The organism is Solwaraspora sp. WMMD937, assembly GCF_029581175.1.
Classification (GTDB): domain Bacteria; phylum Actinomycetota; class Actinomycetes; order Mycobacteriales; family Micromonosporaceae; genus Micromonospora_E.
The window spans coordinates 6,198,625-6,218,985 of record NZ_CP120738.1 but is presented as its reverse complement, the minus strand read 5'-3'; the positions used below and the strand labels follow the sequence as shown (position 1 = coordinate 6,218,985).

The following is a 20,361-nucleotide window of genomic DNA, read 5'->3' as shown; positions in this document are numbered from 1 at the left end:
AATCTCGGTGGTCTATATCTGAGGGCAGTCGCGGAATCATTGCATGGAAAAGAAGGGTAGGCGTTCATCCTTCGGGTCCACCGAGTAGTCGGGTTGCTGTTGGATGCGGTGCCGATAAAGTCGGTGGAACGTTGGTGCGCGCCTCGGCGTGTCGGCGTACCGCCGGCTGCACCGGCAAGTGCGCTGCCACCGACGTTGCGCTCAGGCCGGGAGCAGCGGAAGCAGGTGTTCGTCCGCCAGGCAGAGGCCGGCCGGCGGGTCGGTGAAGTGCTCCGACTAGCTACGTAGGAAGGCCCTGAGGTGCTTCTGAAATCTGTCATGCCGCAGGCGCATTTTGATCCATCTCTGGTGTCAAGCGCGCGAACGGCGCTCCCGACCGATCGGGCGCGAGTCGGTCGCCGGCGGGTCACCGGTCGGAGGTGGCGAGAAAGGCGGCGATGTCGGCGGCGATCCGGTCCGGGTACTCGCCGTTGACGGCGTGCGAGGCGTCCGGGTAGACGATCACGGTCGCCTCGGGTAGTGCCCGCTCGGCGACCTCGGCCGCTTCGGCCGTGTCGTGCATCCGGGACTCGCCGGCGAGCAGTGCCAGCGTCGGTGTCCCTACCCCGGCCAGATTCTCAGGCGTGATCCGGTGTGGGGCGGAGAGCTTCAGCGCGTACGTCTGCATGCCGGCCTCGATCATCCGGGCCACCGGTACGTCCTCGACCGGGGCGCCGTTGGCGGTCCAGCTGGCGAAGTCGTCCCGCCAGGACCTGGGAAACCAGCGGACACTGGCCGGGATCGACCGGAGGATCGCCTGCCAGGACAAGTCGGCGAAGACCAGGACCGGGTCGAGCAGGGTGACACTGGCGACCTTCTCCGGTCGGTGCACCGCCAGGTTCATCGCGGTCCAACCGCCGATCGAGAGCCCGACCAGGTGGATGGCCGGCTCCGGCAACTCGATCAACACCTCGTGCAGCCACTGGGCGTGGTCGGTGGGGGTCTCGATCGGCCGCTGCTGGATGCTCATCCCCGGCTCGCCGAGCAGGTCGATGGTGTAGACGCTGCGCAGTCGCAGCAGTGCGGGCAGGTTGTCGGCCCAGACCGGCGAGGCCGCGGCTCGACCCGGCAACAGCAGCAGTGGATCGGCGTCCGGCTCGGCGCCGGCGAAGTGGTAGAGCCGTACCACGCCGTAGCTGGTCCGTACGTCCAAGGTCCGGTCGGCGCTCGGCAGGTCCGCCATGGCCCGGTCGTACGCGGCGAGAAAGCGGTCTGCGGCGGCGGCCGAGGTGAAGTGGCCGACCGGCGTGGGGGTGCGGACAGCGAGGCAGCCGGTCAGTAGCGCGATGGTGGCGATCAGGGCGGCGATGCCGACGACAAGCCAGCGTCGGCGGCGCAGGCGGGGGAGTAGGCGGCGCATCTGGGCTCCTTTCCGGGCGTGCGCTCCGGCTGTCGTCGATCTACCGTACGGTCAGAAGTCTAACCACGCGGTAGAATTTCTGCCCAACAGGTAGGCTTGGACTCATGTCATCGACCGGCCCGGACCTGGCAGGCAAGCCGTTGACGATCACCGAGCGGGCGCGGCGGGCGCAGTTCGTCCAGGTGACCATCGATCTCGTTGCCGAGCACGGGTACCGAGGGGCCTCGCTGGCCCGGATCGCCGAGGCCGCCGAGGTCTCCAAGGCGGCCGTGCTCTACCACTTCCCGACCAAGGACGCCGTGCTCCGGGCCGCCTACCAGACGGTGATCGACGCGCTCACCACTGCGGTCGGCGCGGCCGTCGCCGACCAGTCGGGTGCCGCCGCGCTGTACGCGTACATCCGGGCGCTGGTCGGCCACCTCGACGCCCGTCCTGATCACGCTCGCATGATCATCGAGGCGATCACCGCCGACGCCGGGATCACCGACAGCCCGGACGACGAGGGTCGCCGGGCGGCGGTCGCGGGGTTGATCGACGCGGCGACGGCGGCCGGCGACTACCGCGCCGACGTCGATTCCCGTGGTACGGCCGTCATCGTCAACGGGGCGATCGACGCGATCGTGGCGCAGCGCCTCGCCGACCCCGGCTTCGACGCGGCCGGGGCCGCCGACACGCTTGTCGACCTGCTCGACCGGGCGCTCCGTTAGTCGGTACCCCTACCGAGAGCCCTCGGGAATGATCGTATTGCGAGACGGCGTCTCTGTTGACGGTCGACTTGTGCTGGCCTAGGCTGGACGGCACGACCACCCAGCCGCAGGAGAACGCCATGATCCGAGTTCCGCAAGGCTCTGGATTGCTGGTGCGCGGTTACGAGGAGCCGCTGCGGGTCCACCCGCCGCGCGAGGGCATGCGCCCCGGGACCGCTGCCGGGGACCCGCAGACCCCGTTCTGATTGTCGAGTACGCCCGACCGTCGCACCCCGGCACCTGACATGCCGGGCGACGCGGCGGGCTCGCCACACCTGTCCTGACCGATCCGGTCCGCGTACGCCACCGCGCGTCGCGCCCGGGACACCGGCCGACTCTTCCATCAGAACCGACGACCCTCGGAGCGCATCATCATGACGACCGCAATCGACCTGGCCCCGATCTCCGGCCCGTCCGCCTGGCGCGGCGACGAGCTGAGCAAGTCCACCGAATGGATCTACCACCTCAGTGACGCCGAGCGGACCGAGCTGGAGACCGTCGGGCGCAAGTTCGTCGCAGACGACCCCGACCTGCGTACGGTGACCGCCGCCGACTACCCGCTGCCGGTCTGCGCCGGCCTCAACGCCGAGTGTGCCCAGCAGATGGACTCCGGCCGCGGCTTCATCTTGGTCCGCGGGCTGCGCACCGAGGAGTACGGCGACACCCTCGCCGGAGCGATCTTCTTCCTGATGGGGCTGCACCTCGGCGTACCGATGGGGCAGAACCAGATGGGTGACGTGCTCGACCACGTCATCGCCACCTCCAACAAGACCCTCGACGACCCGTCGGCGCTGCCGTCGCGGGTGCGTGACCGGCTGCCGTTCCACTCCGACAGCTCCGACGTCGTCGCGCTGATGTGCCTGCGCGCGGCGAAGGAGGGCGGGGCGAGCAGCCTGGTCAGCGGTACCACCATCTACAACGAGATCCTGCGCCGCCGGCCGGACCTGGCGCCGCTGCTGTTCGAGCCGTGGCACTGGGACTGGTACAAGCAGGACCACGACGCCCCGGCGAAGACCTACCTGTCGCCGATCTGCAGCTACGTCGACGGCATCTTCAGCACGTACGCCGGCAGCTCGATGATCTTCTCGGCGCAGGACTACCCCGAGGTGCCCCGACTCACCGAGGCGCAGATCGAGCTGCTGCACCTCTACGACGAGATCTCCCAGGAGCCGGGCCTGGCGCTGGACATGAACTTCCAGCCCGGCGACGTGCAGTGGCTGCTGAACTACGCCGCCCTGCACTCGCGGACCGGCTACGTCGACTACCCCGAGCCGGAGCGTCGCCGGCACCTGCTGCGGCTGTGGCTCAAGCGCGACGTCGGCCGCCCGCTGGTGGACGGCTTCGGCAAGAACGTCGTCAGCGACCGGGGCGCGGCGGACGTGGTCCCGGGCGGCCGGTTCCAGATCGCCGAGGCTGCCGAGCCGAACTTCGAGTGGGGTAACTGACCTTCCGGTACGTGGACGGCCCGTCACGCTTCAAAGTCGCAGCGTGGCGGGCCGCCCGCATTCACAGCACAAGGGCGGGACCGACGATCCGGTCCCGCCCTTCGCCGTACCCGTTGATCAGAGGTCGAGCACCAGGCGGTCGGAGCTGCACCTTCCGACGCAGATCATCATGCTGCGCCCGGCGGCCCGTTCGTCGGCGGTGAGCAGCGAGTCGCGGTGCTCCGGCGTGCCGGCCAGCACCCGGGTCTCGCAGGCCCCGCAGTAGCCCTTCTCGCAGTCGTAGGTCAGGCCGGGTACGGCCTCGCGCAGCACCTCGATCATCCGCTTGTCCTTCGGTACCCGCAGGGTGACCCCGGTGCGGGCCAACTGGACGTCGAACTCGGTGTTGGCCGCCGGGTCGAACGCCACCTCCAGGTCGTCGCCGGCGGCGAAGCGCTCCACGTGCAACTGCCCGGTGCGTCCGGCGTCGGCACACACCTGCTCCACGGCGTTGATCATCGCGCCGGGTCCGCAGCAGTAGACGGCGGTGCCGTCGCCGATGCCACCGATCAGCCCGGCCAGGTCGGGTAGCCCGGCCTCGTCCTGCGGCAGCAGCACGGCCCGGTCGCCGGCGAGGGCGGCCAACTCGTCGGCGAAGGCCATCGAGGCCCGGCTGCGGCCGCCGTAGACGACCCGGTACGGCGTGCCGCGCCGGACGGCTTCGCGGACCATGGCGAGGATCGGGGTGATCCCGATCCCGCCGGCCAGGAAGAGGTATTCGTCGGCGTCGACCAGCGGGAAGTGGTTACGTGGGCCGCGTACCGTCAGGGTCGCGCCGGCGGCGGCGACGGTGTGCAGCTCGACGGAGCCGCCGCGCCCGGCGGCCTCCCGCAGCACGCCGAGCCGGTAGCGGCCGGTGTCGGCGGGATCGCCGCAGAGCGAGTACTGCCGGACCCGGCCGGACGGCAGCCGCACCTCCAGGTGGGCGCCGGGTGCCCAGGCCGGCAGCGGTGCGCCGTCGGCGGCGGCCAGCCGTACCTCCAGCACCTCGTCGGCGGCCCGGGTGACCGCCTCGACGACCAGTTCCCGGTCGCTGCCGGGGCGGGTGAGCGCCGGGGCACCTCCGGCCGTCGCGTCGGCGGCGCGGCGGCCGGAGGTGAATACGGCCGGGATGGCGTCCCAACCGGTCTGGTTCCCCTTGGTGGGGTAGCCGACGAGACCGTCTTCGACGACCCGGTAGTCCGGCAGCCGGGTCAGCACCTGGGTGATCATTTCGCGGAACATCAGTCGGGCCAGGTGGGCGCCGGCGCACCGGTGGCTGCCGATGCCGAAACTGAGGTGCCGGGTGGCGTCGCGGTCCAGCCGGACCTGCTCCGGCTCGGGGAAGACCGCCGGGTCGTGGTTGGCGGCGACCCAGGGGATCAGGATCCGCTCGCCGGCGCTGACCGGGCAGCCGCCGACCTCGGCGTCGGCGCGCGCGGTACGGGCCATCGACTGGGACGGGGCGAAGACCCGCAGGAACTCCTCGGTGGCGCCGTCGAGCAGGTCGGGTGAGTCGATCAGCCGTTGCCGCTGCTCCGGATGGCGGCTCAGATGCACCAGGGTGGAGCCGGTCAGCGAGGTGGTCGTGTCGACCCCGCCGGCGATCAGCAGGCCGATGACGGAGACCAGCTCGTCGACGCCGAACAGTTCGCCGTCGGGTCGGCGCTGGGCGACCAGGTAACTGACCGCGTCGTCGGCCGGTTCGGCGCGCCGCGCGTGGATCAGCTCCCGGATCCGTTCGTCCATGTACGCCAGGCCCTGGCCGCCCCGGATGGCCCGTTCGCTGCCGGGCAGGGCGGCGAAGATGTCGTGGATCGGCTTGGCCAGCTTGGGCCATTCCGCTTCGGGGAAGCCGAGCCAGTCCAGGGTGACGGCGGCCGGCAGCGGGTTGGTCAGGTCGCGGACGAAGTCGACCGAGCCCTCGGTGACGAAGTCGTCGATGATCCGGGTGGTGTGCCGGGCGATCATCGGGGCGAGTTTCGCGACTGCGTCCTGGGTGAGCAGCGGGTTGATCAGGTCGCGGTAGTCGCCGGCGGCTGGCGGGTCCAGCTCGATCGGGTACTGCTCCAGGCCGGGCCCACGGGGGATGACGATGGCGGTGCCGTCGCCGCCGGCGGTGGCGCGGGCAGAGGAGAAGGTGTCGTCGTCGCGGGCGACGCGGACCACGTCGGCGTACCGGGTGGTGTAGACGAAGCCGCCGTGCGCGTCGGTCCGGCCGACCGGGCATTTGTCGCGGTACGCCCGGTAGTAGCCGACCGGGTCGGCGTTGCACTCGGCGGAGTGGTGGTCGAACGGTGCCGCGGACTGCGGGTCGGACGGACCCGCGATACGAGATTCAGTCATGGCGGGCGAGCTCCACATGTGCTGACTGCCGCGCGGTGTTTCCCAGCCGCGCCACTGGGTGTCTGGAGCCGAGGGTAATCCCACTCACATGGCGAGACAACGTTTCGCAGTGGGACACGGTCGGGTCAGAGCGTCAGGACGGCCTTGCCGACGGTGCCGGAGCGTACCGCCGTCACCGCCTCGTTGATCTGCTCGAACGGGTAGTAGCTGAGCAACCGGTCCACCGGGAATCGGCCGGCGGTGTGCAGGTTAAGCAACTTCGGCAGGAACACCTGGGGCAGACTGGCGCCGCCGATGATCCCGGTGACACTGCGCCCGTTGAGGATGCTGCGCCAGTCGAAGCTCATCCGCTCGCTGGGGCCGACCCCGACGACGCCGCACCGACCCAGCGGGCCGAGCGACTCGACCGCGGTCCGCAGCACCTCCTCGCGCCCGGTGGCGTCGATCGCGAAGTCGAATCCGTGCGGGGCGATCGCGGCGAGCAGTTCCTTCGCGTCCCCGGTGCGCGAGTCGACGCCGTGGGTGGCGCCGAGCAGCCGGGCGGTGTCCAGCTTGTCGGCGTTGACGTCGACCGCGGCGATCGTGGTGCAGCCGGCGATCCGGGCGGCGAGGATCGCCGCCACGCCGACCGAGCCGGCACCGAAGACGACGATCGACGACCCGACCGGCGGGCGGAGTACGTTGAGCACCGCGCCGGCTCCGGTGCCGAAGCCGCAGCCGAACGGCCCGACCAGCCGCAGGTCGATCTCCTTGCTGATCGGCACCACGGCGCGGGCCGGGGCGACCACGTGGCTGGCGAACGACGACTGGCCGAGAAAGTGTCCGTTGACCGGCTCGCCGTCGCGCGACAGCGCGCTGCTGCCGTCCGGGCGGCGACCGGCGAAGTTGACCGCGTCGAAGCTGCGGCAGTACGCCGGGCTGCCGGTCAGACAGAGCGGGCAGTTGCCGCACGAGGTGAAGCTCATCGCCACGTGATCGCCGGCCGAGACCCCGGTGACCCGCTCGCCGACCTGCTCGACCACGCCGGCACCCTCGTGGCCGAGCACTGCCGGAGTGGGGAAGAAGTTGGCGAACTCCAGGTCGGTGCCGCAGATGCCGACGCTGTGCACGCGTACCAGCACCTCGTCCGGGCCGGGTCCGGCCAGGTCGAGCTCCTGCAGGGTGAACGGTCCACCCGCGCTGTCCAGTACCGCCGCCGTGACCCGCACGCAAATCCTCCCGGTGTACTCACAAAGCGAGACTGCATCTTGACATGCGGAACATGGAGGGTCAAGGATTCCACCATGGCTGACCTGGACATCCCCGCTGCCCGCCAGCTGATCGACGGCGCCTGGGAGACAGCCGCCGACGGTGGCGAACTTCCGGTGCTCGACCCGGCGACCCGGCGGAGCATCCAGCCGGTCGCCCGGGCCCGCGCCGTCGACGTGGACCGCGCGGTCGCCGCCGCCCGTCGGGCCGCCCCCGGCTGGGCCGCGACCTCGCCGAGCGAACGCGGCGCCGCGCTGCGCCGGTGGGCCGACCTGATCGCCGCCCACGTCGAGGAGCTCGCCGCCCATGAGGCCCGTGACGTGGGCAAACCCCGTTCCGGCGGGCGGCTCAACATCTACATCGCGCAGGGCATCGTCGACTACTTCGCCGGCGCGGCCGACAAGCTGACCGGGGTCACCCTGCCCACCCGTACCCCTGACTACTTCGGTTACACCCGCCCGGAGCCGTACGGCGTCTGCGCGGTGGTGATCCCGTGGAACGTGCCGGCCGTGCTCACCGCCGCGAACGTCGCCCCGGCGCTGGCCGCCGGCAACACCGTGGTGCTCAAGCCGTCCGAGATCGCCCCGCTCGCCCCGTTCGCCCTGGCCGAGCTGGCCCGGCGGGCCGGGCTGCCGCCCGGGGTGCTCAACGTGGTGACCGGGCTCGGCCCGGAGGCCGGCGTGGCGCTGACCGGCCATCCGGACGTCGACCACATCAGTTTCGTCGGTTCGACCGTCACCGGCCGGGCGGTGATGCGGGCCGCCGCCGAGCACCTGGTCCCGGTGAAGCTCGAACTCGGCGGCAAATCGCCGAACGTGGTCTTCGCCGATGCGGACCTGGACACCGCCGTCCCGGCGATCGTCGCCTCGATCACCGAGAACGCCGGCCAGAACTGCTACGCCGGCTCCCGGCTGGTGGTCGAGGAGTCGATCCGGGCGGAGGTGGTCGAGCGGGTGGCCGCCGCGATGGCCGAGGTCCGGGTCGGGTCGTGGGATCAGGACCTGGACATGGGCCCACTGGTCAGCCAGACCCAGTACGAGCGGGTCCGGGGGTTCCTGGCCGAGGCGCCGGGCTCCGGGGCGCGGCTGGTCACCGGCGGGGAGCCGGCCACGGCCGCGTTCGGCGACGGCTGGTACGTGGCCCCGACCGTGTTCGACGGCGTCGACGAGACGATGCGGCTGGCTCGCGAGGAGATTTTCGGCCCGGTCCTGGCCGTGCAGGGGTTCCGGACCATCGAGGAAGCGGTGTCGATCATGAACGGCACTGACTTCGGCCTGCTCACCTGCGTCTGGACCTCCGACGTGTCCCGGGCGTTGCGGGTGGCCGGCCAGGCTCGCAGCGGCCAGGTGGCGGTCAACCAGTTCCACGACGCCGGGGTGATCGGGTTCCCGTTCAACATGCAGAAGGAAAGTGGGTTCAGTCGCGGCGGCGGGTATGCGGCGCTGCGCGAATACACCCAGGAGAAGGCCGTCGCGGTCCGGCTGCTCGATCGATCGCCGACGTGACCGGGGCGGCCGACCTTCCGGTGCCGGTCCGGCCCCGGCTGGCCGTGGCCGCCGAACCGACGCCGGCCCAGTTCGCCCAGTGGCTGACCGACCTCGCGTTCGGCGGTGCCGGCTGGCCGGTGCTGCTGGCCCGGCTGGCCGAGGCCACCGGCCGTGGTTGCCGGCTGGTCGCCGAGACCGGGGAGCTGCTGGCCACCAGTGACGGCACCAGCGGCAGCGCCGTCGCCGACCCGGGCACGCTGCGCGGCGACCGGGTGCGGTGCGTTGACGGCTGGCTCGGCCGGTCGGTGCCGGTCGGGTCCGGCAGCCGCCGGCTCGGAGTCCTGCTGCTGGCCGAGCCGGTCGGGACCGGCCAGCTCGACTACGCCCGGGCCGCGGTCACCGCGTTGCTCATCGAGGCGGTACGCCGGGAGCCGCCGCAGCCGCCGGCGCCGGTGGGCGCCGACGGGCTGCTACTGGCTCTGCGGGACGGCTCCGGTGACCGGTCCCCGGCCGGTCAGGCCGACCTGGTGCGCGCTGCGGCGGCGTACCGGTGGCGGCTGGACCAGCCGCATGCGGCGGTGGCACTCGGCTACACCGGCACCCAGCGCCGTCGTTGGGCATCCGCGTTGACCTGGCTGGACCGGCCGGTGCTGGCCGATGGCCGGCTGGGCTGGACCCTGCTGCAGGGTGACGCCGAGCGGGAGGTGGCCCGGCTGCGTGGCCGGTTGGAGCAGATCGTCGGTGCCGGCCAGGTCCGGGTGGCCGGCGGCCGGTCGGTGACCGGCCCGGCCGCGACCCCGGACTCGTTCCGGGACGCCCGGCTGCTGCTGCGGCTGCTGCTGCGCCGCAGCCCGGCGGCGGCGGAGTCGGCCGAGCTGCCGTTCGAGCGGGCGGGTCTGGCGCAACTGCTGCTGGCCGTGCCGCACGAGCGGCTGCGCTGGTACGTGGACCGGCACCTGGGGCCGATCGCGCAGCGCGACGACCTGCTCCGCACCCTGGACCACTGGTTGGCGACCGGTGGGAGCAGGCAAGCTGTGAGTGAACAACTGCATCTGCACCGTAACTCCGTCGGCTACCGGGTGGGTCTGATCAAGCGGCTACTGGGGGTGGATCCGTTGCATCCGTCGACTGCTGCGGTGCTGCGTACCGCGCTGGTCGCGCGGGAGCTGCTGATCGTCGCCGCAGATGGCGGATAACCGCAGGTCGATGGCGACTTCCGCCCGGTTGCGCCGGCCTGGATCACGGGCACGTTACGTAGCTGAGCCAGTTTCGGTCGAGGCGTTGACAGGTTGCCGGAGCGCAGGCAGAGTACGTCGCTAAGCAGCACGAATCACAATGCAAGACGGCATATTGTTTGGTAGACCGGTGGAGGTAAGGGTGCGAGCGATGGTTCAGACCGACTTCGGTGGCCCCGAAGTCGTACGGCCGCGCGCCCTGCCGGACCCCGAGCCCGGCCCGGCCGACGTCGTCGTCGGCGTCACCGCCGCCGCGCTGAACCGTCTCGACCTGCTCCAGCTGCGCGGGCCCGGCCTGCTCCCCGGCTTCACGCTGCCGCACGTCGCCGGCATGGACGTCGCCGGACAGGTGGTCGCCACCGGTGCCGAAGTCGGCACGCTGCGCACCGGCGACCGGGTCGTGCTCGACCCCACCATCGGCTGCGGGCACTGCGCCGCCTGCGTCGGCGGCAACCCCGGCTACTGCCGGACGCTGCGCGTCGTCGGCGGCAACCGACCCGGCGGCTTCGCCGAGTACGTCGCGGTACCGGCCGCCGTGGCCCACCGGGTCCCCGACCACGTCGACCTCGCCGACGCCGCCGCACTGCCCACCGCCTGGAGCGTCGCCTGGCACGCCCTGCACCGGGTCGGCGCCCTGCGCCCCGGCGAATCCGTGGTGATCCAGGCAGCCACCAGCGCAGTCAGCATCGCCGCCATCCAGCTCGCCCGCGCCCGCGGCGCCTGGGTGATCGCGGTGGCCCGCAGCGAAGCCAAACGGGCCGCAGCCGTCTCCCTCGGCGCCGACGTGGCGCTCGACCTGGACGACCGGACCGCCGCCGGGGTCCGCGAGCACACCGGCGGGCACGGCGCCGACCTGGTGCTGGACCACGTCGGTGCGGCCACCTGGGACAGCTCCCTGGCCAGCCTGCGCACCGGCGGCCGGCTGGTGCTGCTCGGCAACACCAGCGGCGACCAGGTCAGTCTGTCGCTGGCCCAGGTCTACCACCAGGGTCTGCGCCTGCTCGGCGCCGGCGCTTACGCCCCGGCCGACTTCGCCGCCATGCTCGACGCCTACTTCGCGGGCGGGCTGCGGGTGGTCCGGGGAGCCGAATATCCGCTCGCCGACCTGCCTGCGGCGTACGCCCGGCTGGAGTCCGGTGACCTCGTCGGCAAGATCCTGATCCGGCCATGACCACGCCCGCGGCCCCGACCGCCGACTCCGGACCCGGCACCGCCCGCGCCGACCTGCTGGTCGTCGACGCCGACATCGTCACCATGGCCCCCGGCCGGGAGGTGGTCACCGGCGGTGCGATCGCGGTGGTCGACGGCCGGATCGCCGACATCGGCCCGACCGGTGCGCTGCGGGTCGCGTACCCGCACACCCCGGAGCTCGACGCGGCCGGCTGCCTGGTCGTCCCCGGCCTGGTCAACGCCCACCAGCACACCACCGCCGACCCGCTGATCCGCAGCGGCATCCCCGACGACGTCCCCGCCCAGCAGGCGATCTTCGACTGGATCGTGCCGCTGCACGCCGCCGTCACCGGCGACGACGACGAACTTTCGGCCACCCTCACTGCCGTCGAGGCGCTCAGCTACGGTGTCACCACCCTGCTCGAACCAGGCACCGTGGCGCATCCGCTGCGGGTCGCTGCCGGGCTGCGCGCCGCCGGCATCCGGGGCCGGGTCGGACGCTGGGGCTGGGACACCGCCGATGCCCCGTACTCGATGCCGGCCGCCGACACCCTCGCCGCCCAGGCTGAGACGGTCACCGCGCTGGCCGGCGACCGGCTGGTCACCGGCTGGGTCACCCTGGTCGGCCACGATCTGGTCAGCGACGAGCTGTTCACCGGCGCCGCCGAGCTGGCCGAGCGACTCGACGTGCCGATGACCTGGCACCTGTCGCCCAGCGCCGAGGACCCGGCCGGGTACGCGGTCGCCGGCCGTCCCCGTCCGGTGCTGCACCTGCGTGACCTCGGTGTGCTCGGCCCTCGTCTGCTGCTCGGGCACGCCGTCTGGCTCGATGACGACGAGCTCGACGCGCTCGCCGGCAGCGGTGCCGCTGTCGCCTCCTGCCCCGGCGCCTACCTGCGGCTCGGACAGGGCTTCACCCGGGCGGGCCGGCACACCGAGCTGCGGCGGGCCGGTGGCCGGCTGGCGTTGGGCTGCGACTCGCACAACGCCGGCGACACCCCGGACGTGTGGCGGGCGGCCCGGCTCTTCGCCGGGCTGGACCGCGACCGCGGCGCGGCCGATCCGCTACCCGCCGACGAGATCTTCGCCCTGGCCACCGTCGACGGCGCCGACGCCGTCGGGCTGGGGCGGTTGACCGGTTCGATCGAGGTCGGCAAGGCCGCCGACCTGGTCGTACTGGACACCCGCACCATCGCGTGGACCCCGCGCGGGGACCTGGCCACCCAGCTCGTCTGGGGCGCGGCCAGCCACACCGTGCGGGACGTACTGGTCGACGGCCGGCCGGTGGTCCGGGACCGACGGATCACCACCGTCGACGTCGACGCCCTGCGGGCCGAGGTTGCGTCGCGCGGCGCGGACCTGCTCCGCCGGGCCGGCATCGACATCCCCCATCGCTGGCCTGCCGTGCCGGCGACCGAGTACCGCGCGCACCGGACCGGACCGGCCGGCGCGACGCCCCCAAGGTGAAAGGAACAGCTGTGACAATAAGGTTCGGAAAGGGTGCGTCGGCGCTGCTCGCCGGCGCCGTCAGCCTCGCCCTGGTCGGCTGCGCCGACAACGACGCCACCGCGCCGGACCCGGCCGGCTCCGAGGGCGGCGGCACCGTCATCGCCGGCCAGCCGGACGTCAACGGCGACGGCAAGGTGCTGATCGGGGTGCTCAGCCCCGGTGACATCAACGACAACGGCTACTACGAGAGCTTCGTCGCCGAAGCCGAGCGGTTCGCCAACGAGCAGGGCTGGGAGGTCATCAAGCGGGGTTCGGTGCCGCCGACCGAGGCGCTCAGCTCGGCCCGGGCGCTGTGCCAGCAGGGCGTCGACATGGTGGCGCTGGGCGCTTCTGAGCTCAAGGACGCCATCCCGGCGTCCGAGGAGCCGGCCTGCGAGAACGTCGCCTGGTACGTGCCGTCGTCGGAGAACATTCCGCAGACCCCGGAGATCGTCATCTCCAGTGACGACCCGAACCAGAGCATGCTCGCCGCCGGATACGCCACCGGTCTGCTGATGGAGGAGAACGGCGACACCAAGGCCGGCTTCGTCACCGGCATGGAGGTCGACTTCGCGATCAACGCCGCCCGGGCCTTCAAGGCCGGCATCCGGATGGTGGTCCCCGAGGCCGAGCTGGTGATCACCTATACCGGTGACTTCAACGACTCCGCAAAGGCCCGGGAGGCCGTGCAGGCGCAGATCGACCAGGGCGTCAGTGTGGTCTACCCGTACCTCGGTGGGGCCACCGACGCCGCAACCGAACTGGCCAACGAGGGCGGCGCGATCACCCTGACCCCGGGCACCGACCGGTGCGACTCGACCGAGCCGGAGTTCGACATCTCGGTCATCTTCGACCCGGGTGCCTACTTCGCCGCCGCGCTGACCCTGTTCGCCGACGGCGAGTTGGAGATGGGCACCACCAAGGTGTGGCAGATCGGCATCGACCCGTACCCGGCGATCAAGATCTGCGACCCGACGGCGGAGCAGACCGAGCGGATGGAGGCTTTCGTCACCGACGTGGCCGAGGGCAACATCGACACCGCCGCCGAGGTGGAGCGGCTCGGCGGCTGACCCGCCACCGACCGCACATCGGAAACCACTTGCTGACCCGACTATCGAGGTGGAACGGACTGTGCACACCGACGGCCACACGGCGCCGGCGCTCACCCTGCGCGCAGTGAGCAAGCGCTACGGTCCGGTCGTCGCCTGCGACGCCGTGGATCTCGCCGTCCGACCCGGCGAGATCCACGGCCTCCTCGGCGAGAACGGGGCCGGCAAGTCGACCCTGATGAAGATCCTGCTCGGGCTGGTGCACCGCGACGCGGGCAGCATCCGCCGCGACGGCGAGCCGGTGGAGATCGACACCCCGCAGCGGGCGGCCGATCTGGGGCTGGGCATGGTGCACCAGCACTTCAGCCTGATCGACCCACTCACCGTCTGGGAAAACGTGATCATGGGCGACAACGGCCGGGTCGACAAGGGCGCGGCCTGCGCCCAGGTCGAGCAGGTCGCCCAGCGGTACGGCCTGCCGATCGACCCGATGGCCCGGGTGGACCGGCTCTCCGCCGGGGAACGGCAGCGGGTCGAGCTGATCAAGTGTCTGCGCCGCGACCCGTCGGTGCTGATCCTGGACGAACCGACATCGGTGCTCACCCAGGCCGAGTCGGCCGAACTGTTCACCGTGCTGCGCCGGGTGGTGCAGGCGGAAAACCGGGCGGTCATCCTGATCAGCCACAAGCTGGCCGAGATCGTCGCGGCCACCGACCAGGTCACCGTGCTGCGCCGAGGGGCGGTCGTCTTCCACGGGCCGACCGCGCAGACCACCCCGCAGCTGCTGGCCCGGCAGATGGTCGGCCGGGAGGTGTCGCTGCGGGCGGAGAGCGCCGCGCTGGGCATGCTGCCGGTCGAACGTACCGGCGACCAGCCGGCCGGGGACCGGCCGGCGGGGCAACCCGCCGACAGACCTGCCGAGCCGGCGACGGCAGGTTCCCCGCCGGTGCTGCGACTGCGCGACATCACCGTGCTCCTCGGCGAGCTGCGGATCCTCGACGCGCTCAACCTCGACGTCGCACCGGGCGAGATCGTCGGCCTGTACGGCGTCGAAGGCAACGGTCAGGCCACCCTCGGCGATCTTCTCTCCGGGCTGCTGGTGCCCGACTCCGGCACGGTCGAGATCGGCGGCGAGCCGGTCGACCTCGAGCGGGCCGGCGCGCTGCACACCGCCGGACTCGGCATCGTGCCCGAGGACCGGCACCGGTCCGGAGTGGTGCTGGACATGACGATCGCCGAGAACCTGGTGATGAAGTCGCTGGCCGGGGTCTCCGGCACCGGCGGGGTGCTCAGCCGGCGGCGGATCCAGCAGATCGCCCGGCAGCGCATGACCGAGTTCAACATCGTCGCCCCGTCCCCGGACACCCCGGTGCGCAGCCTCTCCGGCGGCAACCAGCAGCGGGTGGTGCTGGCCCGGGAGTTGTCCGCCGGACCGAGGGTGCTGATCGCCGCCCAGCCCACCCACGGGCTGGACGTCGGCGCAATCGAAGACATGTACGTGCGGCTGCGGCAGGCCGCCGCGGAAGGGGTGGCGGTTTTGCTGATCTCCACCGAACTCGAAGAGGTGATGGCCCTGTCCGACCGGGTGGCGGTGATCTCCTCGGGTCGGATCGTCGGCGTGCTCGACCCCGCCGAGGCCACCGCGGAACGCCTCGGGATGCTGGTCGGCGGGGTGAGCCACTGATGGCCACGTTGACCGGCGCGGACCCGGCCGGCCGACGGCTGCTGGCCCGGCTCACTCCCGGCCCCGGCGGCTGGCAGGTCACCGCGGCGACGGTGGTCACGGTCGCCGTCGCCCTCGGCCTGTCCGCGTTGCTGATCGCGGTCACCGGCGGCTCGCCGAGCGCCTCGGTACAGGCGCTCTACCAGGGCAGCATGGCCAGTCCGCGAGCCTGGAGCAACTCGCTGCTCTACGTCGCGCCGCTGCTGCTGGTCGCGGTCGGCGCCTGCGTGAGCGCCCGGTCCGGCTTCTTCAACATCGGCCAGGAGGGCCAGGTGCTGATCGGGGCGCTGGCCGGTGCCTGGGTCGGCCTACGACTCGCCCTGCCCGGACCGCTGCTGCTGGTCGTCGTGCTGCTCGCCGCGCTGCTCGCCGCCGGCGGCTGGGCCGGGCTGAGCGCGTTGATGTACCGCTTCCGAGGGGTCAACGTGGTGGTCAGCACGCTGCTGATGACCTTCCTGGCCCAGCAGCTGGTGGCGTTCGCGGTCAACACCCCGTGGCTGCTGCAGGAGTCCCGGCTGGGCACCGGGGTGGTCTCGCCACAGTCCAACCCGCTGCCGGAGAACGCCTGGCTCGCCTCCCTGGGTGAGTACCCGAACCTGCAGGTCAACGGAGGGCTGATCCTGGCCGTCCTGATCGCGGTGGCGATCAGCCTGGCGATGACCCGGACCCGGTGGGGGTTCCGGCTCAAGATGCTCGGGCTCAACCCGGTCACCGCCCAGCACGCCGGGGTCCGGGTCGGCGCCCTCGGCGGGATGGCGCTGGCCATCTCGGGAGCCTTCGCCGGCCTGGCCGGCGCGCTGCTGCTGACCAGCCCGATCGGCAGCCACCGGCTGCAGCCGGGGATGTCGTTGAACCTCGGCTGGGACGGCCTGCTGGTCGCCCTGGTCGGCCGGAACAATCCGCTGCTGGCCATCCCGGTGGCGGTGCTGTTCGGCGTGCTGCGCGCCGGATCCAGCTTCCTGGCCGCCACCGGGGTGCCGTCGTTCCTGGTCGACGTGGTCAAGGCGCTGCTGGTGCTGGCGTTCGTGGCGCCGCCTGCGGTGATCGCCCTGCTGCGCCGGCGGCGGGCCGGCGGTGAACCGGCCGGTACTCCGCCGCCGACCGGTGGCCTGCCGACCCCGACCCCGTCGACAGGGGAGCCGGCGGCAACCGGCACCGAGGTGCCGGCGATCGACGTCCCGGCGGCGTCCGGTAGCGAAAAGACCGGTAACGGGCCGACTGGTAGCGAGAAGACCACCATGGAAGGCAGGCCGGCATGAGCGCCGCCGACAACATCGCCACCATTTTGTCCAGTGGGGCGCGGCTGACCATCCCGTTGGCTTTCGCCGCCTGCGGCGAGTACGTGGCGCAGCGCGCCGGCACGCTGAACATCTCGGTCGAGGGCATGATGCTCGGCGCGGCGTTCGGCTCGGTCGCGGTGGCCAGCGCCACCGGCAGCGCCACCATCGGGCTGGCCGCCGGCGCACTCGTCGGCGTGCTGGTCGCCGTGCTGCACGCCAACCTGTCGCACCGGGCCCAGATCAACACGTTCGTCGTCGGCCTGGTGCTCAACGCGCTGGTGCTCGGCCTGACCAGCTACCTGATCACCATCAGCAGCTTCACCGGGCATCAGGTGTGGCGGGTGGACATCCCGGTGCTGCGCGACATCCCGATCATCGGGCCGATGCTGTTCGTGCAGCGCTGGCCGGCGTACCTGCTGCTGATCGCGATACCGCTGACCTGGTGGCTGGTGGAACGCAGCCGGTGGGGCCTGGAGCTACGGGCGGTCGGGGAGAACCCGCAGGCCGCCGACGTCAGCGGGATCCGGGTCAACCACCGGCGCCGGCAGGCGCTGCTGTTCTGCGGCCTGCTCGCCGGGCTCGGCGGTGCCTACCTGGCGGTGGGTGAGGTCGGCTCGTTCAACCAGAACATGACCGCTGGCCGTGGCTACCTGGTGATCGCTGCGGTGATCTTCGGCGCCTGGCGGCTCGGTCGGACCATGGTCGGCTGCGCGGTGTTCGGCCTTGCCGACGCGATGCGGCTGGCGCTGCCGGCGCTCGGGGTGACCATCAACTCGCAGTTGCTCATCGCTGCGCCGTACCTGCTGGCGCTGCTGGCCATGCTGGTCTTCGCCACCCAGCACCGGGAACCGAGAGCGCTGGCCAAACCGTTCCAGCGCGGCACCACCTAGTCGGCGACCTGACTACCGGCGACCCGGCGTCGCTGGCCCGACTCAGCGCGTCGCTTCTCACGTGACGTCTTCCAGCGCGGTACCGTCGCCCATCTGCTGACGGGTGATCACGCTGAACGAACCGTCGGTCTCCAGCACCACGGCCGCCACCTGGGCGATGTCGCCGACGCCCTGTGCCCGGACCGCCTGCCGGATCTCGTTGTCGGTGACCCGTTGGCGGCGCATCGACGCGGCGAGCAGTTCACCATCGTGGAGCAGCAGCGTCGGAGTGGACTTCAGCGCGGACCGGAGCGGAGCCCACCGCACGGACAGCCAGGTCGCGGCGAACTGGAGAGCCACCAACAGGACCAGCGCCGCCGCGCCTTCGGCGAACGAGACGTCGCCGGAGAGCAGGATGGTCGCCAGAGTGGAGCCGAGCGCGACCGTGACGACCAGGTCGAAGGCGTTCAGCTTCGCCAGGGTCCGTTTGCCGGACGCCCTGAGTACGCCGACGAGAAGGACGTAGGCCAGGACACCGACAGCGGTGACTCGCCACAGGCCATCTGGGTCGTCGAGTAACATGCTGCTCGGATACCCGCGACGGTTCCCAGCTATCCGGCGACCGGCTGACGAGCGGATGATTCGCCGCGGCGGTGATTGGGTAGCGAGGCAATCATGGGACCTGAACGGACGAGGCCGGCTCGGCTGCGCCCACCGCCGCCGGATCATCCACGAAGCGGCGACGGTGGGCGGCGGTGACCGGCTCGACCTGGCCGCTGGCACCGAGCATCGCGGCGCTGGCGGTCGCCCTGCTGGTGATCGTCTTCGCCGGCAAGTCGCTGGCGGCGACCGCCGACACCCTCGCCGACCGGACCGGAATGGGCGAGGCCGTCGCCGGAGCGCTGCTGCTCGGCGCGGTCACCTCGCTGCCCGGGATCGCCACCACCGCGATCGGCGCCTGGCAGGGCGACGCGCAGTTCGCCATCGCCAACCCGATTGGCGGCATCGCCGTACAGACGGTCTGGCTGGCCATCGCCGATCTGCTCTACCGGCGGTCGAACATCGAACACGCGGCCGCCTCGCTGGAGAACATCATGCAGGCGCTGGTGCTGGTGGCGCTGCTCTGCCTGCCGATCGTCGCCTACGCCACGCCCGGCCTGACTCTCGGCTGGGTGCATCCGGCGAGCCTGCTGATCCCGGTCCTCTACCTGTACGGACTGCACCTGGTCCGCCGGCTGCGACAGAACCCGATGTGGCGGGCCGAGCAGACCTCGGACACCCGGCAGGACGTCCCGGACGACCCCGACGGCGACGCCGACGGTGCGCCCAGCACCCGCCGGCTGTGGTGGCGGCTGGCCGCGCTCGCCGCCGTTGTCGGCGGCACCGGCTACCTCATCGGGCAGGGCGGCTTAGGGGTGATCGCGGCGACCGGACTGCCCAGCGGTTTCGTCGGGTTCACCGTCACCACCGCGATAACGTCGTTGCCGGAACTGGTCACCCTGATCGCGGCAGTCCGGATCGGAGCGTTGACCCTGGGGATCGGCAACATTCTCGGCGGTAACGCGTTCGACTCACTGATGATCTTCCTCGCCGACGCAGCGTACCGGCCGGGGTCGGTCTACACCGACGCGGCCTCCGCCGGTCTGCTCCTCGCCGGGTCGACCACGCTGCTCACCGTGACTCTCGCCGCCGGCCTGATCATGCGCGAACGCCGGGGTGTCGGCTTCGAGGGCGTCGCCATCCCGGTGGTCTACCTGGTCACGGTGGTGCTGCTGCTGGTCCGCGCCGGCTGACCGCTTGTCCCGGTGAGGGTCAGTCCCGGCGGCGCAACGCCGGATCGGTGAGCGCCGGCGGCCGGTAGCCGGCGTCGGCCGGGTTGACGTTGTGTCCTGGCGGCACCAGCTCGTCGATGCGGTCGAGTACTGCGGCGGGTAGCCCGGTCAGCTCCCCGGCACCGAGCTGACTGCGCAGCTGGGGCAGGGTGCGCGGGCCGACGATGGCGGTGGTCACCGCCGGATGGCTCAGCACGAAAGCGAGGGCCAGCTCGATCAGGCTCAGCCCGGCCTGCGCGGCCAGCTTCTCCAGCTCGCCGAGAATGTCGAGTTTGCGCTGCCGGGCGGCGGCGTCGCGGAAGTCGAAGTGGTCGGCGTTGCGTCCGGCCCGTGAGTCGGCGGGGACCTCGGCGGAGCGGTACTTGCCGGTCAGCCAGCCGCCGTTCAGCGGGCTGAAGGCGAGCACCCCGAGTCGGTGCCGCTGGCAGGTCGGCAGCACCCCGGCCTCCACCCCCCGCGCCATGATCGAGTACGGCAGCTGTTCGGTGGTGAACCGTTCCCGCTGCCGTCGCTGGGCGACCCACTGCGCCTCGACGATCTCCTCGGCGGGGAACGCCGAGGAGCCGACCATCAGCACCTTGCCCTCGCGGACCAGGTCGGACAGCGCACCGAGGGTCTCGTCGATGTCGGTGCCCGGGTCGGGCCGGTGCACCTGGTAGAGGTCGATCCGGTCGGTGCCGAGCCGGCGTAGGCTTGCTTCAACCGCCTGCCGGATCCAACGCCGTGAATTGCCGCGCCGGTTGCGCTCGTCCCCCATCGGTTCGTGGAACTTGGTGGCCAGCACGACGTCATCGCGCCGTCCACGCAGCGCCCGGCCGAGGATCCGCTCGGATTCGCCGTGCGCGTACACGTCGGCGGTGTCCACGACGTTGATACCGGCGTCGAGCGCTTCCCCGACGATCCGCCGGCATTCCTGCTCGTCGGTGTTGCCCCAGGCACCGAACATCATCGCGCCGAGGCAGAGCGTGCTCACCTCGACGCCGGTGCCGCCAAGTCTGCGGTACTGCATCAGAACCTCCCGCCACC

17 protein-coding genes are annotated in these 20,361 nt (G+C 71.8%); 12 read left to right on the top strand and 5 right to left on the bottom strand.

Going from position 1 to position 20,361, the window contains the following annotated elements:
• Positions 1-406: 406 nt before the first annotated feature.
• On the bottom strand, positions 407-1,399 hold the full coding sequence (locus tag O7621_RS27480; RefSeq protein ID WP_282231886.1) for an alpha/beta hydrolase: 993 nt from the start codon (positions 1,397-1,399) through the stop codon (positions 407-409).
• A gap of 104 nt (positions 1,400-1,503) precedes the next feature.
• Here O7621_RS27480 and O7621_RS27475 point away from each other — a divergent pair, with 104 nt between their 5' ends.
• The 3 genes from O7621_RS27475 to O7621_RS27465 all read left to right on the top strand — a co-directional run bounded on the left by O7621_RS27475 (position 1,504) and on the right by O7621_RS27465 (position 3,590).
• Positions 1,504-2,106: a TetR/AcrR family transcriptional regulator gene (locus O7621_RS27475; protein ID WP_282231885.1), complete on the top strand. Its 603-nt coding sequence runs from the start codon at positions 1,504-1,506 to the stop codon at positions 2,104-2,106.
• Between the two features lie 119 nt (positions 2,107-2,225).
• A complete protein-coding gene (locus O7621_RS27470; protein ID WP_255554102.1) occupies positions 2,226-2,351 on the top strand; it encodes a hypothetical protein in 126 nt (41 codons plus the stop codon).
• 168 nt (positions 2,352-2,519) lie between these two features.
• Positions 2,520-3,590, top strand: coding sequence for a TauD/TfdA family dioxygenase (locus O7621_RS27465; RefSeq protein WP_282231884.1), 1,071 nt, complete (start codon positions 2,520-2,522; stop codon positions 3,588-3,590).
• Positions 3,591-3,707: 117 nt separating this feature from the next.
• Here O7621_RS27465 and O7621_RS27460 read toward each other — a convergent pair whose 3' ends face one another.
• Positions 3,708-5,954, bottom strand: coding sequence for a cytochrome P450 (locus O7621_RS27460; RefSeq protein ID WP_282231883.1), 2,247 nt, complete (start codon positions 5,952-5,954; stop codon positions 3,708-3,710).
• Positions 5,955-6,079: 125 nt separating this feature from the next.
• Entirely contained in the window at positions 6,080-7,162 is a 1,083-nt protein-coding gene (locus O7621_RS27455; protein ID WP_282231882.1) for an NAD(P)-dependent alcohol dehydrogenase, read from the bottom strand.
• A gap of 75 nt (positions 7,163-7,237) precedes the next feature.
• Here O7621_RS27455 and O7621_RS27450 point away from each other — a divergent pair, with 75 nt between their 5' ends.
• The 8 genes from O7621_RS27450 (at position 7,238) to O7621_RS27415 (ending at position 17,524) form a co-directional block, all read left to right on the top strand.
• The gene (locus O7621_RS27450) at positions 7,238-8,707 is read left to right on the top strand and encodes an aldehyde dehydrogenase family protein (RefSeq protein ID WP_282231881.1); all 1,470 of its coding nucleotides are present in this window, start codon (positions 7,238-7,240) and stop codon (positions 8,705-8,707) included.
• Entirely contained in the window at positions 8,704-9,885 is a 1,182-nt protein-coding gene (locus tag O7621_RS27445; protein WP_282231880.1) for a helix-turn-helix domain-containing protein, read from the top strand. Before O7621_RS27450 ends, O7621_RS27445 begins: the two co-directional genes overlap by 4 nt.
• A 190-nt stretch (positions 9,886-10,075) precedes the next feature.
• The gene (locus tag O7621_RS27440; RefSeq protein WP_282231879.1) at positions 10,076-11,095 is read left to right on the top strand and encodes a zinc-binding dehydrogenase; all 1,020 of its coding nucleotides are present in this window, start codon (positions 10,076-10,078) and stop codon (positions 11,093-11,095) included.
• Positions 11,092-12,561, top strand: coding sequence for an amidohydrolase family protein (locus O7621_RS27435; protein WP_282231878.1), 1,470 nt, complete (start codon positions 11,092-11,094; stop codon positions 12,559-12,561). Before O7621_RS27440 ends, O7621_RS27435 begins: the two co-directional genes overlap by 4 nt.
• Before the next feature lie 11 nt (positions 12,562-12,572).
• A complete protein-coding gene (locus tag O7621_RS27430) occupies positions 12,573-13,652 on the top strand; it encodes a BMP family ABC transporter substrate-binding protein (protein WP_282231877.1) in 1,080 nt (359 codons plus the stop codon).
• A gap of 106 nt (positions 13,653-13,758) precedes the next feature.
• Positions 13,759-15,315 (top strand): ABC transporter ATP-binding protein, encoded by a 1,557-nt coding sequence (locus O7621_RS27425; RefSeq protein ID WP_282231876.1) that lies wholly within the window; start codon positions 13,759-13,761, stop codon positions 15,313-15,315.
• The gene (locus O7621_RS27420; protein ID WP_282231875.1) at positions 15,315-16,613 is read left to right on the top strand and encodes an ABC transporter permease; all 1,299 of its coding nucleotides are present in this window, start codon (positions 15,315-15,317) and stop codon (positions 16,611-16,613) included. The genes O7621_RS27425 and O7621_RS27420 overlap by 1 nt, the downstream gene beginning before the upstream one ends.
• Positions 16,610-17,524: an ABC transporter permease gene (locus O7621_RS27415; RefSeq protein WP_282231874.1), complete on the top strand. Its 915-nt coding sequence runs from the start codon at positions 16,610-16,612 to the stop codon at positions 17,522-17,524. The genes O7621_RS27420 and O7621_RS27415 overlap by 4 nt, the downstream gene beginning before the upstream one ends.
• Positions 17,525-17,581: 57 nt before the next feature.
• Here the strand turns inward: O7621_RS27415 and O7621_RS27410 are convergent, their stop codons facing one another.
• Positions 17,582-18,085, bottom strand: a complete 504-nt coding sequence (locus tag O7621_RS27410) for a YetF domain-containing protein (RefSeq protein WP_282231873.1) — start codon at positions 18,083-18,085, stop codon at positions 17,582-17,584.
• Positions 18,086-18,258: 173 nt separating this feature from the next.
• Between O7621_RS27410 and O7621_RS27405 the strand changes: the two genes are divergently transcribed.
• Positions 18,259-19,296, top strand: a complete 1,038-nt coding sequence (locus O7621_RS27405) for a sodium:calcium symporter (protein ID WP_282231872.1) — start codon at positions 18,259-18,261, stop codon at positions 19,294-19,296.
• Positions 19,297-19,315: 19 nt separating this feature from the next.
• Here O7621_RS27405 and O7621_RS27400 read toward each other — a convergent pair whose 3' ends face one another.
• The gene (locus O7621_RS27400) at positions 19,316-20,344 is read right to left on the bottom strand and encodes an aldo/keto reductase (protein ID WP_282231871.1); all 1,029 of its coding nucleotides are present in this window, start codon (positions 20,342-20,344) and stop codon (positions 19,316-19,318) included.
• Positions 20,345-20,361: the final 17 nt, after the last annotated feature.

Bases quoted from the DNA above. Each gene is read 5' to 3' on its own strand.
- O7621_RS27440 (WP_282231879.1), top strand. From the start codon at position 10,076: ATGGTTCAGACCGACTTCGGTGGCCCCGAAGTCGTACGGCCGCGCGCC.
- O7621_RS27420 (WP_282231875.1), top strand. From the start codon at position 15,315: ATGGCCACGTTGACCGGCGCGGACCCGGCCGGCCGACGGCTGCTGGCC.
- O7621_RS27435 (WP_282231878.1), top strand. From the start codon at position 11,092: ATGACCACGCCCGCGGCCCCGACCGCCGACTCCGGACCCGGCACCGCC.
- O7621_RS27415 (WP_282231874.1), top strand. From the start codon at position 16,610: ATGAGCGCCGCCGACAACATCGCCACCATTTTGTCCAGTGGGGCGCGG.
- O7621_RS27465 (WP_282231884.1), top strand. From the start codon at position 2,520: ATGACGACCGCAATCGACCTGGCCCCGATCTCCGGCCCGTCCGCCTGG.
- O7621_RS27480 (WP_282231886.1), bottom strand. From the start codon at position 1,399: ATGCGCCGCCTACTCCCCCGCCTGCGCCGCCGACGCTGGCTTGTCGTC.
- O7621_RS27470 (WP_255554102.1), top strand. From the start codon at position 2,226: ATGATCCGAGTTCCGCAAGGCTCTGGATTGCTGGTGCGCGGTTACGAG.
- O7621_RS27450 (WP_282231881.1), top strand. From the start codon at position 7,238: ATGGCTGACCTGGACATCCCCGCTGCCCGCCAGCTGATCGACGGCGCC.
- O7621_RS27475 (WP_282231885.1), top strand. From the start codon at position 1,504: ATGTCATCGACCGGCCCGGACCTGGCAGGCAAGCCGTTGACGATCACC.
- O7621_RS27410 (WP_282231873.1), bottom strand. From the start codon at position 18,085: ATGTTACTCGACGACCCAGATGGCCTGTGGCGAGTCACCGCTGTCGGT.
- O7621_RS27400 (WP_282231871.1), bottom strand. From the start codon at position 20,344: ATGCAGTACCGCAGACTTGGCGGCACCGGCGTCGAGGTGAGCACGCTC.
- O7621_RS27460 (WP_282231883.1), bottom strand. From the start codon at position 5,954: ATGACTGAATCTCGTATCGCGGGTCCGTCCGACCCGCAGTCCGCGGCA.